At 66.0% G+C, this 16,780-nt stretch carries 16 protein-coding genes; 7 read left to right on the forward strand and 9 right to left on the reverse strand.

Translation table 11 applies throughout. The features are described 5' to 3' along the window. Window positions 1-59: 59 nt before the first annotated feature. On the reverse strand, window positions 60-950 hold the full coding sequence (locus tag CEY09_RS08210; protein ID WP_088588263.1) for a LysR substrate-binding domain-containing protein: 891 nt from the start codon (window positions 948-950) through the stop codon (window positions 60-62). A gap of 151 nt (window positions 951-1,101) precedes the next feature. On the opposite strand from CEY09_RS08210, the gene CEY09_RS08215 reads away from it, so the two are divergent. Next, window positions 1,102-1,497 (forward strand): RidA family protein, encoded by a 396-nt coding sequence (locus CEY09_RS08215; RefSeq protein ID WP_088588264.1) that lies wholly within the window; start codon window positions 1,102-1,104, stop codon window positions 1,495-1,497. 1 nt (window position 1,498) lies between these two features. After that, a complete protein-coding gene (locus CEY09_RS08220; RefSeq protein WP_088588265.1) occupies window positions 1,499-2,656 on the forward strand; it encodes an NADH:flavin oxidoreductase in 1,158 nt (385 codons plus the stop codon). A 24-nt stretch (window positions 2,657-2,680) separates the two neighbouring features. On the opposite strand, the gene CEY09_RS08225 is transcribed toward CEY09_RS08220, so the two are convergent. The 6 genes from CEY09_RS08225 to CEY09_RS08250 form a co-directional block, all read right to left on the reverse strand. After that, on the reverse strand, window positions 2,681-3,178 hold the full coding sequence (locus tag CEY09_RS08225) for a transporter suffix domain-containing protein (protein WP_088588266.1): 498 nt from the start codon (window positions 3,176-3,178) through the stop codon (window positions 2,681-2,683). Continuing rightward, window positions 3,175-4,272 carry a DUF2955 domain-containing protein gene (locus CEY09_RS08230; RefSeq protein WP_088588267.1) on the reverse strand — a complete coding sequence of 366 codons (1,098 nt, stop codon included), beginning with the start codon at window positions 4,270-4,272 and terminating at the stop codon, window positions 3,175-3,177. The genes CEY09_RS08225 and CEY09_RS08230 overlap by 4 nt, the downstream gene beginning before the upstream one ends. Further along, window positions 4,262-5,416, reverse strand: a complete 1,155-nt coding sequence (locus CEY09_RS08235) for an HlyD family secretion protein (protein WP_088588268.1) — start codon at window positions 5,414-5,416, stop codon at window positions 4,262-4,264. Before CEY09_RS08235 ends, CEY09_RS08230 begins: the two co-directional genes overlap by 11 nt. Beyond that, window positions 5,409-6,962, reverse strand: coding sequence for an efflux transporter outer membrane subunit (locus CEY09_RS08240; RefSeq protein WP_088588269.1), 1,554 nt, complete (start codon window positions 6,960-6,962; stop codon window positions 5,409-5,411). Before CEY09_RS08240 ends, CEY09_RS08235 begins: the two co-directional genes overlap by 8 nt. A gap of 451 nt (window positions 6,963-7,413) precedes the next feature. Beyond that, a complete protein-coding gene (locus CEY09_RS08245) occupies window positions 7,414-7,965 on the reverse strand; it encodes a Dps family protein (protein WP_088588270.1) in 552 nt (183 codons plus the stop codon). Window positions 7,966-8,114: 149 nt separating this feature from the next. Continuing rightward, window positions 8,115-8,789, reverse strand: coding sequence for a TetR/AcrR family transcriptional regulator (locus CEY09_RS08250; RefSeq protein ID WP_088588271.1), 675 nt, complete (start codon window positions 8,787-8,789; stop codon window positions 8,115-8,117). Window positions 8,790-8,900: 111 nt separating this feature from the next. Between CEY09_RS08250 and CEY09_RS08255 the strand changes: the two genes are divergently transcribed. Next, on the forward strand, window positions 8,901-9,602 hold the full coding sequence (locus tag CEY09_RS08255; protein ID WP_088588272.1) for a DAPG hydrolase family protein: 702 nt from the start codon (window positions 8,901-8,903) through the stop codon (window positions 9,600-9,602). A 61-nt stretch (window positions 9,603-9,663) separates the two neighbouring features. Then, on the forward strand, window positions 9,664-10,836 hold the full coding sequence (locus tag CEY09_RS08260) for an MFS transporter (RefSeq protein WP_088588273.1): 1,173 nt from the start codon (window positions 9,664-9,666) through the stop codon (window positions 10,834-10,836). Window positions 10,837-11,210: 374 nt separating this feature from the next. On the opposite strand, the gene CEY09_RS08265 is transcribed toward CEY09_RS08260, so the two are convergent. Beyond that, window positions 11,211-11,423 carry a YbdD/YjiX family protein gene (locus CEY09_RS08265; protein ID WP_085946884.1) on the reverse strand — a complete coding sequence of 71 codons (213 nt, stop codon included), beginning with the start codon at window positions 11,421-11,423 and terminating at the stop codon, window positions 11,211-11,213. A gap of 18 nt (window positions 11,424-11,441) precedes the next feature. After that, window positions 11,442-13,523, reverse strand: coding sequence for a carbon starvation CstA family protein (locus tag CEY09_RS08270; RefSeq protein ID WP_088588274.1), 2,082 nt, complete (start codon window positions 13,521-13,523; stop codon window positions 11,442-11,444). Between the two features lie 313 nt (window positions 13,524-13,836). Here CEY09_RS08270 and CEY09_RS08275 point away from each other — a divergent pair, with 313 nt between their 5' ends. The 3 genes from CEY09_RS08275 (at window position 13,837) to folE (ending at window position 16,581) form a co-directional block, all read left to right on the forward strand. After that, entirely contained in the window at window positions 13,837-15,258 is a 1,422-nt protein-coding gene (locus CEY09_RS08275; RefSeq protein WP_006223340.1) for a cache domain-containing protein, read from the forward strand. Beyond that, complete coding sequence (locus tag CEY09_RS08280) at window positions 15,255-15,911, forward strand: response regulator (RefSeq protein ID WP_088588275.1); 657 nt, start codon at window positions 15,255-15,257, stop codon at window positions 15,909-15,911. Before CEY09_RS08275 ends, CEY09_RS08280 begins: the two co-directional genes overlap by 4 nt. Window positions 15,912-16,035: 124 nt before the next feature. Beyond that, on the forward strand, window positions 16,036-16,581 hold the full coding sequence (gene folE / locus CEY09_RS08285; protein WP_006223342.1) for a GTP cyclohydrolase I FolE: 546 nt from the start codon (window positions 16,036-16,038) through the stop codon (window positions 16,579-16,581). The last annotated feature ends 199 nt before the right edge of the window (window positions 16,582-16,780 follow it).

The following is a 16,780-nucleotide window of genomic DNA, read 5'->3' on the forward strand; positions in this document are numbered from 1 at the left end:
GCCGTCCCCAATAAAATGCAACGGAATTTATCTGACGATTGAATCCGGCTGCGTGGCGGTTATTCCCGATGCGCCGCCTGTGCCCGCAACCATTGCGCCACTGCCTGGACCGGCGCCGAGCGCGGCCGGTCCGCGTACGTGGCCAGGTGATAGGTGTGCCCGTCGATCGCCGGGCCGAAGGGCTGCACGAGGTGGCCGGCCTGCAGTTCGTCTGTCACCAACGCCAAGCTGACCAGCGCGATGCCATGACCGGCGACGGCCGCCTGTATGGCATGGCCTTCGTCCGAAAAACGGAGGCCGCTTGCCTGAGGCGGTTCTGCCCGTTGCGCGACCTTGAACCAGCGTTCCCACGTGGGGTTGTCGGGCTGCGGCCGCTTCCAGTCGAAACGGATCAGTGGCACGCGCTCCAAGTCTTCCGGGGACGTGACGCCCAGGCGCGGGTTTGACACCGGCGCGAACCGGTCGTTGAACAGGGGCTCTGTCACCAGACCAGGATACGGCCCGCGGCCATAGCGAATTGCGATATCGACCGCCGTCGATCGCAAGTCGACGAGATCGTCGCTGGCCAGCAGCTGCAAGTCGATGCCGGGGTGCCGGGACCGGAAGTCGCTCATGCGCGGCACCAGCCATTTCACGGTGAAGGCATTCGTCGCGGAAATGCTGACCTGGGTCCGCGTTCGCTGTTGCATCAACCGGGCCAGCGTCGCCTCGAACGCGTCGAACCCGTCACGCAACACCGGGTAAAGCAGCATCCCCGCATCGTTCAGCGTCACCTTGCGCACTTGACGATCGAACAGTTCAAGACCGGTCTGTGCTTCCAGCGCCCGGATCTGGTGGCTGACCGCGGTCGGGGTCACGGACAGTTCGTGGGCGGCAGCCTTGAAGCTACCCAGGCGCGCGGCCGCTTCGAATGCGCGAAGCGCAGAGAGCGGGAGAAATCGGCGTTGCATGCGTAGCGCCTGACCTATAGATGAGAACTTCTCTTCTTATAGCTGACAAATGAACCTTTGTCACGAGCGGTGGTGGTGCCTACATTGGAGGCCTGAACCGGCCATTCCCTGGCTGACTTCCCCTCCCCCTACAAGTGAAGGAAATCGCATCATGCTGCAACGCGTTAAGACCCAACCCGACAATTACGAACCTTTCCTGCTGTCGCAAGGCATCCAGTACGGGAATCTGCTCTTCATCTCCGGCCAAGCCGGCGCCGCCGACGACGGCAAGATCGTCTCGGGCGGCTTTCTGGCCCAAGGCGAGCAAGCTTTTTCCAATTTGCGCCGGGCGCTGGAAGCCGGCGGTTCCAGCCTGGCCGAGGTGATCAAGGTCACCATCTTCGTGACCGACATGGGGCATTTCGATGACGTGGTGGCGCTGCGCCGCCGCTTCTTCTCGGCCCCCTACCCGGCCGACACAATCGCGGAGATCAAGGCGCTGTACGACCCCGCCGCCATGATCGAGATTGAGGCAATCGCGGCCGTACGCCAGCCGGAGGGCCGCTGACATGAACGCGCCCACCGATCGTCATCCAGGCGCTGCGCGCACCGCGCACGCCAGCTTGTTCACGCCGCTTCGGGTGGGACGGGAATTGCGCCTGTCCAACCGTCTGGCCGTGGCGCCCATGACCCGGGTCAGCGCAACGGCGGACGGCCACGCCACCCCGCTGATGGCCGACTACTACGAAGCCTTTGCCGCCGGCGGCTTCGGCCTGGTGATCACCGAGGGCATTTATACGGACAAGGCCTATGCGCAGGGCTATCTTTTCCAACCCGGCCTGGCGGATGACGCGCAGCGTGACGCGTGGCGCACCCTGGTGGATCGTGTGCATGCGCACGGCGGCCGCATCGTCGCGCAATTGATGCATGCCGGCGCGCTGTCGCAGGGCAATCCTTATCGCACCGGGACGAAGGGCCCCTCGGCGGTGTTGCCAGCGGGGCAGCAAATGGCCTTCTATCGGGGTGAAGGGCCGTACCGCTTGCCCGACGCGATGTCCGCCGATGACATCGCCCAAGCGATCGAAGGTTTCGCGCAGGCGGCGCGCCGAGCGCAGGAAGCAGGATTTGATGGTGTCGAGATACACGGCGCTAATGGGTACTTGCTGGACCAGTTCCTCACCGCCCACACGAATCTGCGCCAGGACCGCTACGGCGGCAGCCTGGAGAACCGCCTGCGTGTGACGGCGGAAGTCATCCAGGCCGTCCGGCAGTCGACGACACAGCCCTTTGTCGTGGGGGTGCGCAGCTCGCAGGGCAAGGTCAACGACTTCACGCACAAGTGGGAAGGCGGCGAGGCCGATGCGGCGCAGATCTTCGGCACGCTCGGCGCGCTACCCATCGATTACCTGCACACGACCGAGTTCGAAGCCTGGAACGCCGCCTTCGGCGCGCCAGGCGCCAGCCTCGCCGCGCTGGCGCGTCGGCATGTTTCGGTGCCGGTGCTGGCAAACGGGTCGCTGCATGAAGCGACGCAGGCTGCCGGGATGCTGGCGCGGCAGGAGGCGGACTTCGTGTCGCTGGGCCGTGGCGCGCTCACGCACGCCGACTGGCCCCTGCGGCTGCGCGCTGGCCAGGCGCACGAGACGTTCGATCGCGGGTTGCTGGCGCCGATCGCTGACTTGGCCAATGCGGCTCGTCATCGTACGGCCCGCGCAGAGGCGAAGTAGCCAGTCGCATGAAAATGCCGTTGCCTACACCGAGCGGACGAACAGGCCTCGCAGCTTGTTCCAGAAGTCGCCGCCCAGCACGAAAAAGCTCGCGATGAGCATGACGTCTCCCAGCAGTTGAAGCTGCCACAGGTTGGGCCTGAGCCCGGGCCAGATCTGGTCGATGTAGGGTTCAAGCATCGACGTCAGCAGCGGCAGGACGAACATCACCAGGCCAATGGCGTGGCGGACAGGACCGACCTTCTGCACCGGCGCGAGGCGCTTGGCGTGGCCGAAGACGATCGCCTTGAGCTGCTGGAATCCTTCTTTGCCCATGACGGCGATGCACGAGATCAGCAGCACTTTGTTGGCGATGAAGATCGCGCCCGTCAGGGCCGCGATGCGCGGGCCCGGTGTGTCCATCGAGGCCGCGATCGGGATCAGGAGCCACAGCGCGAAGGCCAGGATGAACATCCCGATCCCGCACTTGAAGCGCCAACCGGTGGTGGAGGCAGCATGGGGTTGAGTGTCTTGCGGGGTCATGGCGGGCTCCTTTTGAGTCTTGCAGGCAAATAGCGGTGAAGAAGGCCGGGTTTGCGCGGCGTCCGGGGTTGCGGTTCAAGCAGGCGCAGCATCAGGCAGGCATAGAGCGTGACGACGATGAACAGTCCCATGCGCACCGCGAAGGCGGTGTAGACGTCCTTGCCCGCGACACTGTCCTGCACCGATTGGCCAAGCAGGATGATCAGCGTCACCAGCGTGTTCAACCAAAAGCTGGGCGGATGCCGCGTCGGGGCTAGTCGATAGAGTTTGCGCGCGGCCACCAGGCCAAACAGCAGCATCCACAGGAAGAACATCCACAGATTCACGAACAGGCTCAGCGCGCACCAGAAGACGATCGCCAGTGCACCCCCCAACAGCGTCGAGCCCAGCAGCTCGCGCGCAGCGCCCTGCGCCGCGGCAACACCACTCTGTCGGCCCAGGCTGATCGATTTCAGGATGATGGGCATGTAGCCCAGCGGGTCGGTCAACGCCAGCAGAAAAGCGGGCAGCACGACCAGCGACGCACGCAGCGCCAGCCGGCTGGCCTCGTTGTCGGGCAGCACCGGAGGCGGCGGCACCGGCGCGTTAGGCAGTTCAGGAAGCAGCCAATGGCAGAACCCCAGCACCAGGACGGCGACAAACAAGCCCTTGACCAGCGCCTCGATCACGATCGCAGCCAGCCTGAAATCGATGGTGCCGGCGGCCGAAATCATGGTCAGGCCGATGGCCAGGAAAAAGGACACGAGGTTGTTGCCACCGCGCATGCCGAAGCGAAAGGCAAGAAAAAGCCCCAGGCCGATCAGCAGCACGCCGCTTAACGGGTAGTAGCGCAGCACCGGGCTGAGCAATAGGCCCAGGGCCGTGGTCACGAGGACCACGACGATCAGGCCCAGGCCGGCCTTGAACGACAGCGGGCGGTTCATCGAGGCCAGCAGGAACAGGCCGAGCACCGGCGCGACCATGGGAATCGGCAGGTCCAGGCCGAAACCGATGGCCAGGCAGAGCGCGGTGCCGATGGCCAAGCGCAGCGCCCGCCGGGCACGAGGGTCGGGATCAGCATGCGTAGCGTCAGAGGGCATAGCGTCAGTAGGCATAGGAAAGCCAGCTCATCAGGCGCAAGTACACGCGGCCCAGCGGGTTGAGCGGATTGCCCGGAAAAGGAAACGCCATGACCTCTGCCTGCCCCCCTACGCGCACGCCCCGCAAATTGGGCAATTCCCCCGGATTGATCTCGACCGCGACCGGAAAGCGTTGCGCCGGGCGCAACCAGTCGCGGCTGTTTTGCACCGTCGGCAGGCTGCCAGGCGGCGTGCCGGGCCCGACGCTGACGCCATACCCCACGCTGCGCACGCGGCCCTCGAAGATTCTGCCGGGCAGCGCATCCAGCACCACCGACACGGGCGTGCCGGCTTCGACATGGCCCAGATTGTTTTCCGTCATTTCCGCGTTGATCCAGACGTCGTGGATGGCGATCAGCGTCATCACCGGGTTACCGGCGGCGGCGAATTGACCGACATCGGTGCGCAGGTCGGTGACCAGGCCCGCCGCTCGGGCGCGCACCTGCGTGTTGGCCAGATCCAGTTCTGCCTTTTCCACGGCGGACGCGGCGCTGCGCAGCTTGGCGTTGTCTTCCTCGTTGCCGCCCTCTTGTTCGCGCGCCCGCTGCACTTCCGCCCGCGCCGCTGCGACCTGGCTGACGGCCTGCGCCAGGTTCGCCCGCGCGATCTCCAGCCGGCGCAGCGAAATCGTGCCCTGGTCGTCGCGGTACAGGCGCTCGAGTCGGCTGCTGTCCTGGCGCGCCCTGACCTCATTGGCCTGCGCCGCGCGCAACGACGCCTGCGCGGAATCAATGCCGGCCGTGCTGGCGCCGATCTGCCGGCGCGTCGCCTCCAGGTCTGCGCGGGCGCGGTCCAGGGCGATCCGGTAATGCTCCGGATCCACTTCGAACAGGATGGCGCCGGCCTGGACGTCCTGGTTGTTCCGCACATGCACCTTGGCCACGCGGCCCGATACCTCCGAGGCTACGGATACGACAAAGGCCTGCACGCGCGCCTGTTGCGTGTAAGGCGTGAACCGGTCGGCCAGCAGATACCACACCAGGCTCGCCACGATCAGCAGGCCGACCCACCTGACGCCCTTCCGGGAGGGGTCGGAAGGAGGTGGCGGCGGCGGAGCCGCGGGTGGCGCTGAGGGCGTTGGGGGCGCGGGAGCGGCGGGGGGACGGGGCGTGTCACTCATCGGATCGCACCTTCTGCACGGAAGGACCCGCGGCGGGGCCGGAGGGCTCGGACAACAGATCGCCCCAGTCGGTGCGCTGCCGCATCTGGTCGCGCGTGGCCGGGTCGAGCACGGGCGCGTCGCTGTGCCAGCCGCCGCCCAGCGCCTTGTACAAGGCAATCAAGTCGCTTACGGCGGCGCCCCGGTTCACCACGTAGGCGTCCTGCTGGGCGGCCAACGCGCGCTGGGCGTCCAGCACCCGCTGGAAGTCGGAGTAGCCCTCGCGATACAGCGCGTTGGCCAACGTCAGCGAGCGCCCGGCAGCCACTGCCGAGTCATGCAGGATGCCATCACGCTCCAACGCCTTGATCAGCCCGCTGGCGGCGTCATCGGCCTCGCGCGCCGCTTGCCGGACCGCGTCCTGGTAAGCGACGATCAGTTGCTGAAGTCGGGCGTCCTGCACGCGCACGTTGTTTTTCAGGCGGCCGTAGTCGAACACGTTCCAGCTCAGCGTGGGCCCACCCAGCAGCGCCATCCCGCCCGACGTCCCGGCCAGCGACGTGGCGGACCAGACGATGCTGCCCAACAGGGCCACCGAGGGATAGAGGTCCGCCTCGGCCACGCCGACCAGCGCCGACTGCGCCGCGATACGAAATTCCGCGGCGCGGATGTCGGGGCGTCGCAATAGCAAATTGGCGGGAACGTCCTGCAGGACCGCCCGGTCGATCAACGGCACGACGGCCGCCTTTTCCGCCTGCGCCGGCAATTCCGGCATGGGGCCCGGCGGGCGGCCAATCAAAATGGCCAGCGCGTTGCGCGTCCGCGCGATCTGGCTTTCAAATTCAGGGATGGTGGCCAGGGTGCTCAGATACTGGGTCTTTGCCTGCTGCAGGTCGAGTTCATCCGTCTCGCCGCTTCTGAACAGCCGTTCGGTGATTTCGTAGCTGCGCTTCTGGATGACGGCGTTGTCGCGGGCAATGCGCAACCGCGCCTCGGTCGTGCGCAGGGCGAAGTAGCTTTCGGCGACTTGGGCATGCAGCAACACCAGCACGTCTTCACGATGCGCCTGGGCCGCAAAATATGACGCATCCGCCGACTCGATAGCACGACTGAATCGCCCCCAGAAATCCAGTTCCCAGCCGATATCGAATCCCGCGCTGTATTGCCAGAAGCTGCTGGGGCGCGGGTTCCCCTCCGCCGAGCGCGAAGACCGGCGCTGATACAGGGCGTCGGCGCCCACAATCTGGGTTTGGGGATAAAGGCCGCTGCGGGCGATGCCAAGCTGCGCGCGGGCTTCCATGATCTGCAGCCCGGCGATTTTCACGCCCGGATTGTTCGCATCGGCCTGCGCGATGACATATTCCAGGACGGGGTCGTCGAAAAGCCGCCACCATTCTCTGGCATCTGGTTGCGGCCGCGCCTGGGTGGCCAGCTGCAACGCCGGCGTGTCCCATTGGCCGGTCCATGCCTCGCGTGTAGGTTCGAAGTCTGGGCCAAGCTTCACGCACCCCTGCAGGCAGAGCATGCCAGCCAGCAGCAGACGACGGTAACGAGTCAGCAGCGACATTGGGCTAAAGCTCGATCAAAAGCCGAACCGCAACAATTCAAGCTGCCGCGCGTACTGCGGCGCGTGCCGCGTGAACGCCCTTACACCCCGCGTCTATGCGTGCCAGCCCTTGCCTGCCGGCGGCGCTTGCGCCTGGCGGTCAATATCGACGGTGCCTTTTCGCCTTGGCGAGTTGCCTTCGTTTGGTCAGTGCAAACATGCCCGCAAATGATTTGGTTCTTTTACTGCTTCCCGCCGCCCGCGCCTATTGGATAAAAGCCTTAGTCGCGGCGGGAGAATGCGGTCGCCGCAGGCCATGCGTCCCGAATTAGGTATCCGGCTACGGTACTCTCGCCAGCCCGATGCGGGGTGAACGTTCTTGGGCCGGGAAATGAACAAGCCGGGGGCATAAAAAACCGCCCAGGCCGTCATGGCTGGGCGGTGGTTCGTGCGCGCGGGGTGAGCGCCGGGATCAATGGCCCGTGGAGTCGCCCTGGCGGCTGGCTTCGAACAGGAACCAGGTGCGGCGTTCGGTCTCGTCGATCCAGTTTTCGATCAGGCTGGAGCTGGCGATGTCGCGGTGCTCGTCGGTGATGTTGTGGGCTTCGCGCAGCGAGGCCGCCAGCACCTTGTTGTCTTCGCGCAGCTCGGCCAGCATGTCCAAGGGCTGGACGTAATCGGCGTCGTTGTCCGAAATGCGCTGGGTGCGCGCAATGTGCCCGATCGAACGCAGCGTGGTGCCGCCGATCTTGCGGATGCGTTCCGCGATGGGGTCGGTCATGGCGAACAACTGGTCGCCTTGCTCGTCAAGCAGCAGGTGGTAGTCGCGGAAGTGCGGACCGCTGACGTGCCAGTGGAAATTCTTGGTTTTCAGATACAGCGCGAAGACGTCGGCCAGTAGCTGGTTCAGTGCGGCGGAGATGTCGCGGGTGGCACCAGCCGCCAGGTCGGTAGGCGTTGCCAGCGGAAGTTTGCGCCGCTCTTTGAGCGTCTTGGTGGTCTTCTCATTCAATTTCTTGGCCATGAATTGCCGCTCCTTGGAATGATAGAAAGTACGCAGTCTCGGCATGGACTACGCCATGCGAGATACCCCAGGGTAATCCCGCACGCGGCCTTTGCCAATGGCCTGAATCAACTGGCGGCAAGCTGAACGCCTGACGCCGCCCTGCTCCCTCAGCCTTTCAGCGCAAACCCGGGCCCGTCGCCGGTGCGGCTTGCGGCAAGCAGCGCAAGCGCCGCCTGGATACGGTCGCTGACGGAACCCTCCGGCAACGGCGGCGCCAGGCCCAACGCCATCTGCCGCAGGGGCTCGGCGATCACCATGGAAAGCAGCAGGCCAGCGGTGACGTGCGGCTGTCGGATCTGGATCAGGCCGCGTTCGCCCAACCGGGCGAGCCAATCGCCCAACATCGCCGTGCCCCGTTCGATGCCGTTCTTCTGATACACGGGCAGCAGCGCCTCACGCGCCGGGAAGTCCGCCGTCAGCAATCGAAACATGCCCACTGCGTCGGCCGACAGCGCACGCGCTGCAATCACGTCCAACACGCGGGCCAAGGCGGGCAACACCTCGGCGGACGTCTGCACTTCCTGGGCCATCACGGGTTCGAAGGCATCCGTCCAGCCGCGTACCACCTGCGCCACCAGATCCTCTCGATTGGCGGCATACCGATAGACGGTTTTCTTGGCCATCCCGGCCCGCTTGGCAACCGCTTCCAGCGTGGTCGCGGCATAGCCGGCGTTCAACAGCAGCCACGTTGCGGCTTCAAGCGCCGCCGCCAATTGTTCCGATTCCGGCCGGGCCGGACGCCCGCGTGCACGGGGCGCGGCGGTTGGGGATGTTTGCGGCATCGACGCCGTCCTCCTGAGTGTTCCGGATGCGATCTTACACGCCCGTTTATTTAGGAAACGTTTTAAGTTTCTTTATTATAGAATGGGTGCTCCCCAACTCGGAGCCTCTCCATGGCCACCCCGCACCCCGACGATTCCCACATCCTGGCAGACATCGACACCCTGCTGGACCCCTCCCCCTTGCGCCTGGAAACGGGCATCACCCGGTTGCCCGGCGGCGGACTGGTGGTGGCCGCGCGCACCGACCTGCACGGCTGCAAGGGCCGCATGCTGGACTGGTGGTTCACGTTTTTCGAAACCACCCAGCACATCAAATGGTGGCACCCGCAGGACCATGTCGAGCATCGCGGGTGGGACGCCCACTGGCGGCGCGGCGAAAGCTATATCGGCGCATCGATCCACGCCGTGGAATCCCTGGCCGACATCCCGCCCGTGGCCGCGAAGCTGAAATTCCACGACCCGCGCGAATGCTTCGATCCGCTGCGGCTGCAGGCGGCACGCGAATGCCAGGACGTGTCGGCCGCAATCTATGCACGCATCGGATTCGGCGAACACATCACGCTGGACGCCGACGGCGATCCGCTGGACGGCGACATGATCCATCTGGCGCGCGACACGCCCTTCGGCTGCGTGTTGCGCAGCCGCTTCTACCTGGGCAAGTCCAGCGCGCACCCCCAGCACGACGTGCCCGATGCGATGGGCCTGAGCCTGCTGCGGCATTGCTATACCGAATTCACCCACCTGTCGCGCTTCCTGCCGTCGATCTATTACGGCGAACACGCCAACGGTGAAAAGGCTCCGCTGCCCTGGTAGCGCCCGCCGCGGGAAGGAGTATGCTACGCGCCTTCGTCTCAGCCAGATTCACACCATCGCTATGCGCGGCAATCCCGACGCCAGACAAGGCGCCATCGCGTTGCACGGGTTCTACTTCCTGTATTACGGCCTGCAGGGCGTCAGCATCCCTTTCCTGCCCTTGTGGTTTGCCAGCCGCGGCGTGGATCCCGCCGTCATCGGGCTGATCGTCGCCACCTCCTTCCTGCCCAAGATCCTGTCCACGCCGGTCGTGGCCCATCTGGCCGACCAGAGCGGCCGCGCGCACGCGCTGATCGCCTCGGCGCTGGCGGCGTCGCTCGTGCTGTTCATCTGCTATCCGTTTGCGCAGACGGCAGGCTGGATGCTGGCCATCACGCTGCTGCTGAACGCCGTCTTTCCGGCCGTGCTGCCGCTGATGGACCGCATGGCGATCGCCAGCGGCAGAAAGCAAGGAAACGCCTACACCATCATGCGGGCCTGCGGATCGCTGGGCTTTGCGGCAGTCACCGTCATCGGGGGCTACCTGATCAAGACTTTCGACGCCGACTGGGTGATGTGGCTGTCGATCCTGCTGATCGTGGCCTGCCTGGCTTGCGTGCGGCTGCTGCCACAGGCCGCGCGCCCTGCCGCTGACGAGGCCCCCGTCGAACGCGTGCGCCTGCCCATGCTGGCGGTACTGCGAGACCGGCCGCTGCTGATGTGCATCGCGGCGGCGTCGCTGGTCCAGGCCAGCAACGGCTTCCTGTATTCCTATTCCACGCTGTATTGGACCGCCAGCGGACTGACGACCGCGCTGATTTCGCTGCTGTGGGTCGTGGGCGTCAGCAGCGAAGTGCTGTTCTTCTTCCTGGCGCCCAAGGTCCTGGCCCGGACCGGCGCGCAATGGCTGATCCTGATGTCGGCCGTCATGACGGCGATCCGCTGGGCGGGCCTGTCCGCCACCACCGACCCGGCGCTGATCGCCGCACTGCAACTGCTGCAGTGCTTCACGCTGGCCGGCAACAACGCCGCGATCATGTGGTACATCACCCGCCACGTCCCCGCCGCCTGCAAAACCTCGGCGATCGCGCTCTACGCGCTGCTGTCGGGCGGCGTGTTCATGTTCGGCAGCATCCAGCTGGGCGGCGCGCTGTACCGCAGCTATGCGCCGGGCGGCTTCATCGTGATGGCCGTGTGCGCGCTGTGCGCGGTACCGCTGGTTATCTATTCGGAAAAGCTGCGACGGGTCTCGTAGGATGGGTGAAGCGCGAGAATCCTTAAGGAAGAACCCCGCTGCCCAACGCGCGTAACCCATCAAGCAGCGGTGGAATCTTTGACAACGCAGCCAGGGGATCATCGCTGCATGATGGGTTCTTTTCCCCTTCGGCCAGGGAACCATCGCTGCTTGATGGGTTACGCGCGGCCGAGGGCGGCGTTCTGTTGGCGGAATTGGCGCGCTCCACCCATCCTACGTCCTTGCATATGCCCCAATCCCACGTCCTTTCGTACGCCCCCAATTCCACGTCCTCGCGTACGCCCCCATCCCACGTCCGTGCGTACGCCCAATCCCACGTCCTCTCATACGCCCCAATCCCACAACCAAAGAAAAAGCCCCCGAAGGGGCTTTCGTCAGCAGCAGCCGATCCGTTTCTTGCCGCCGTAGCGCGCGTCCTGGCGCTCGCGGAAGAAAGCTTCGTACGTCATCGGCTCCTGGTCAGGGTGGGTACGCCGCATGTGTTCCACATACGTCTCGTAGTCCGGCACGCCGACCATCAACCGGAGCGTCTGCCCCAGGTAACGGCCGGCGGCGCCGGCGGCTGAACTCATGTTGCCAAACAGCATGCGGCGCCTCCTTGGCGGTCAGTCCGCGCCCGCCGCGGCGGGCAGCGTTTCGTACGGCGTCTCGCGCGAGGTCGGCTTGTTTTCGGCGCGGGCGCGCTGCACCGACTTCAGGCCGAACACCACGATGCTGACCACCACGAACATGAAGATCGCGCACAGGCCGGCGTTGATGTAGTCGTTCATCACCACGCGCGACATCTCGCCCAGCGACTTGGCCGGGGCCAGCACTTTGCCTTCGGCGATGGCCGCGTTGTACTTGGCGGCGTGGGCCAGGAAGCTGACGCGCGGGTCGGCGTCGAACAGCTTCTGCCAGCCGGCCGTCAGCGTGCAAGCCAGGAGCCACAGCGTGGGCAGGATCGTGACCCACGCGTAGCGGTCGCGCTTCATCTTGAACAGCACGACGGTGCCCAGCGTCAGCGCAATCGCGGCCAGCATCTGGTTGGCGATCCCGAACAGCGGCCACAAGGTGTTGATGCCGCCCAGCGGATCGACCACCCCCTGATACAGGAAGTAGCCCCAGGCCGCCACGCACAAGGCGGTGGCGATCAGGTTGGCGGGCAGCGAATCCGTGCGCTTGAGCGACGGGGCGAAGGTGCCCAGCAGGTCTTGCAGCATGAAGCGGCCGGCACGCGTGCCCGCATCCACGGCGGTCAGGATGAACAGCGCTTCGAACAGGATGGCAAAGTGGTACCAGAAGGCCATCATGCCGGGGCCGCCGATGGCCTGGTGCAGGATGTGCGCCATGCCCACGGCCAGCGTCGGGGCGCCGCCCGCGCGCGAGATGATCGTGCTTTCGCCGACGTCCTTGGCCGTCTGGATCAGGTCTTGCGGCGTGACCACGAAGCCCCAGCTGGACACGACCTGGGCCACCTGGTCCGGCGTGGTGCCGATGACGGCCGCGGGGCTGTTCATGGCGTAGTAGATGCCCGGCTCGATCACGCAAGCCGCCACCAATGCCATGATGGCCACGAACGATTCCATCAGCATGCCGCCGTAACCGATATAGCGGGCCTGGGTTTCGTTTTCGATCAGTTTGGGCGTAGTGCCCGACGAGATCAGGGCATGGAAGCCCGACACGGCGCCGCAGGCGATGGTGATGAACAGGAACGGGAACAGGTTGCCCGACCAGACCGGGCCGGTGCCGTCCACGAACTGCGTCAGCGCGGGCATCTTCAGTTCCGGGGCCACGACCACGATGCCGATCGCCAGACCGACGATCGTGCCGATCTTCAGGAAGGTCGACAGGTAGTCGCGCGGGGCCAGCAGCAGCCACACGGGCAGCACGGCGGCGATGAAACCGTAGATGATCAGGATCCAGGTCAGGCCCTTGCCATCGAAGTCGAACATCGGGCCCAGGACCGGATGCGCGGCCACGTCCTGGCCAAAGGTGATGGCGGCCATCAGGCCGACAAAGCCGATGATGGACACTTCGCCGATCTTGCCCGGACGGATGTAGCGCAGGTACACGCCCATGAACAGCGCGATGGGGATGGTGGCCGCGACCGTGAAGGTGCCCCACGGCGAATGCGTCAGCGCCTTCACCACGATCAGCGCCAGCACGGCCAGGATGATCACCATGATCATGAAGGCGCCGAACAGCGCGATCACACCGGGGATCTTGCCCAGCTCGGACTTGACCAGATCGCCCAGCGAACGGCCGTCGCGGCGGGTCGAGATGAAGAGAATCGTGAAGTCCTGCACGGCGCCGGCGAACACCACGCCGGCCAGGATCCACAGCATGCCCGGCAGATAACCCATCTGCGCGGCCAGCACGGGGCCCACCAGGGGGCCGGCGCCGGCGATGGCGGCGAAGTGGTGGCCGAACAGCACGTGCTTGTTGGTGGGCACGTAGTCCAGGCCGTCGTTGTGCTTCCAGGCCGGCGTCATGCGCGAGGCGTCCAGCTGGAAGACGTTCTTCGCGATGAAACGGCTGTAATAGCGGTATGCGATCAAATAGACGCATACGGCGGCGATCACCACCCATAGCGCGTTGATGGTCTCCCCTCTGGCCAGCGCCACGGTGCCCAGCGCGAATGCGCCCAGTACCGCAACCGCCAGCCAGACCAGGTGCTGACCCAGTCCCTTACTGCTGGTATGCATAAGTGCTCCTCTTGCCTCCCGCCATGCTTGTGGCGTGAAACGCTTTTTTCGTCCCGCGGAAGGCAGACTCATTGTTGTGGGGTGGCGGACGCGCACGCGCCCGCGCTGCGTCCTGGGGACGCGGGCGTTAGTATTTCGTTTTGCCCCCCCGGCAACAAGCGCGAAACTACGCAAACGAGCTACGTGTTACTACGCAATGCGCCGCAGCATAAATCGCCGGGAACCGTAAAATCCGGCACGTGAACGGGCCGTTTCCCCGCGGAGCCGGCCGTGATGCATCGCACCAATCGCTACCCGGGCTGAACCCCACAATATGAAGTTGCGCCTGAAAATCCTGCTGCTTGCCGCGGTCCCCCTGCTGGTGGCCGTGGCCGCCATTACCGTGGCTGTCTACGTGCAGGGCCTGCAGCTGGCCCAGCGCGAAAAGCAGGTCGTGGAAAGCGCCTGGCTGGCCAGCAAGGAAAGCGAACTGCGCCATTACGTCAGCCTGGCCTACAGCGCCGTCGCCCCGCTGCAGGCGGCGGGCGACGACGAGGCCTCGCGCCAACGGGCGCTGGAACTGCTGGCGCAAATGGAGTTCGGCCACGACGGCTATTTCTTCGTCTACGACCTGCACGGCAAGAACCTGATGCACCCGCGCCAGCCCGAGCTGGTGGGGCAAGACCTCTGGAACCTGCGCGACACGCGCGGCCAGTCCGTCATCCAGAACCTGCTGACGGCCGCCCGCCGCGGCGGCCAGCAAGGCGAAGTGGTGCACTACCTGTGGGAGAAGCCCTCCACGCACCAGACCGTGGAAAAGCTGGGCTACGTAGTGGTGTTGGACCGCTGGGGCTGGATGCTGGGCACCGGCATCTACCTGGACGACGTGGAACAGGCCCTGGTGCGCATCGACGCCGCCGCGCAGGCCAACATCCGCAGCATGTTCGCCTGGGTGGCGGGCATTGCGGCCGTTTCCATCCTGGGGGTGGCGGCTTGCGGCCTGGCGCTGAACATCAGCGATCACCGGCAATCCGACGCCAAGCTGCGGCTGATGGCCCAGCAATTGGTGCGCTCGCAGGAAGACGAACGCGCCCGGCTGTCGCGCGAACTGCACGACGGCATCAGCCAGGTGCTGGTGTCCATCAAGCTGTCGCTGGAAGCCGCAAGGGAACGGCTGCGGCAATCGTTGCCGGAACAACCGCAGGCGCTGGCCCACATCGACCGCCCGCTGGGCGGCGCGCTGGACCGCCTGAACAGCGCCGTGGGCGAGGTGCGCCGCATCTCGCACAACCTGCGCCCCACGCTGTTGGACGACCTGGGCCTGCCCGCCGCGCTGGAACACCTGGGGCGGGAATTCGCCATTCCCAGCACGGACGGGGCGCCGCCCTTGGCCGTGCGCCTGCGCACCACCGGCCGCCCGGTCAAGCTGCCCGACGCCTACGCCACGGCGCTGTTCCGCGTCACCCAGGAAGCCCTGACCAACGTGATGCGCCATGCGGGCGCCACCCGCGCCGACATGACGCTGGCCTACAGCGCGCACGACCTGCGCCTGACGATTTCCGACGACGGCCGCGGCTTTGACTTCGCCGCGGTCCAGCAAGACCCGCGGCGCGGCATCGGCCTGCGCAACATGCGGGAACGCATGAGCGCGCTATCCGGTAACCTGAGCTTCCATTCCACCGCCCAAGGCACCACCTTGCAGGCCTGGCTGCCCCTGCCGGGCGCGGCTGCCCCTACCGCGACGACCCAAGCATGACCGACACCCCTGACGCCATCCGACTCCTGCTGGTCGACGACCACCCCCTGGTGCGCGACGGCCTGCGCCTGCGCCTGGAAACCGTGCCGCGCCTGCGCGTGGTGGGTGAAGCCGGCAATGCGCAGGCGGCGCTGGCCTTCCTGGCCGCGTGCCTGGCGCAAGACCCCCAGGGCGACACCCTGCCCCATCTGGTGCTGATGGACCTGAACATGCCCGGCGTGGGCGGGCTGGAGCTGACAGCCCTGCTGCACGAGCGCTATCCGCAGATCGCGGTGCTGGTGCTGTCCATGCACGACAACCCCGAGTACATGGTGCAGGCGGTGAAGGCCGGCGCCCGGGGCTATCTGCTCAAGGACGAGCCCGCCGAAGAAATCGTCACCGCCATCGGCGCCGTCGTCGCGGGCCGCACCTATTTCAGCGCGGCCGCCGCCGTGCGCCTGTCGCAGGCCAGCGCCCCCGCCACCCTGCTGACGCAGCGCGAACGCGACGTGCTGCGCCACATCGCCGACGGCCAGGCGAACAAGCAGATCGCCCTGGCGCTGGGCCTGTCCGTGCGCACGGTCGAGACCCACCGGCTGAACATCAAGCGCAAGCTGGGCATCGACGGACAGGCCGAACTGATCAAGTACGCCGTGGAGAACCGGGGCGTCTGACCCCCGGGGTTCGCCCCGGGCGCCTGACCCGCCGCCCCGGCTGCGGTAGACTTGCCTGCATTCCGGCGTCCCGACGCCACACGACACAACGCCACGACGAGCGCGCTGCCCCAGGAGTCCCCCCATGTCATTGGAAAAGAACTACACCGCCATTCTCGAAGCACTAGGGGAAGACCCGTCCCGCGAAGGGCTGGCCGACACGCCCGCCCGCGCGGCCAAGGCCATGCGCCACCTGTGCCGCGGCTACAGCCAGAACCTGGACGAAATCGTCAACGGCGCGTTGTTCACCTCCGACACCCGCGAAATCGTGCTGGTCAAGAACATCGAGCTGTACTCGCTGTGCGAGCACCATATGCTGCCCTTCATCGGCAAGGCGCACGTGGCCTACCTGCCGGCCGGCCGCGTCCTGGGCTTGTCCAAGGTCGCCCGCATCGTCGAGATGTATGCCCGCCGCCTGCAGATCCAGGAAAACCTCAGCCGCCAGATCGCCGAGGCCGTCCAGACCGTCACCGGCGCGGCCGGCGTGGGCGTCGTCATCGAAGCCCAGCACATGTGCATGATGATGCGCGGCGTGGAAAAGCAGAACTCGTCCATGGTCACGTCCGTGATGCTGGGCGAATTCCACGACAACCCGTCGACCCGGGCCGAATTCCTGAGCCTCATCCGATAGCAGGACACACCCCCCTCTTTTGGGGCATATCGCGGGCCCGCCCGCTGCGATGACGATGCCAGACATGGCAGCGCCGGCGCGGCAGGCGGGCCCCGCCGCTTTGGGCTCCCGGCTTTTGGCTCCTACTGATCCAGGCATCTGGCCCTAGCGTTCTGGTCCCATCCGGGCAAACTGGCATCCAGCAAGCCGGCCGCGCCGG

The organism is Achromobacter marplatensis, assembly GCF_002209535.1.
In the GTDB taxonomy this organism is placed as follows: domain Bacteria; phylum Pseudomonadota; class Gammaproteobacteria; order Burkholderiales; family Burkholderiaceae_B; genus Achromobacter; species Achromobacter marplatensis.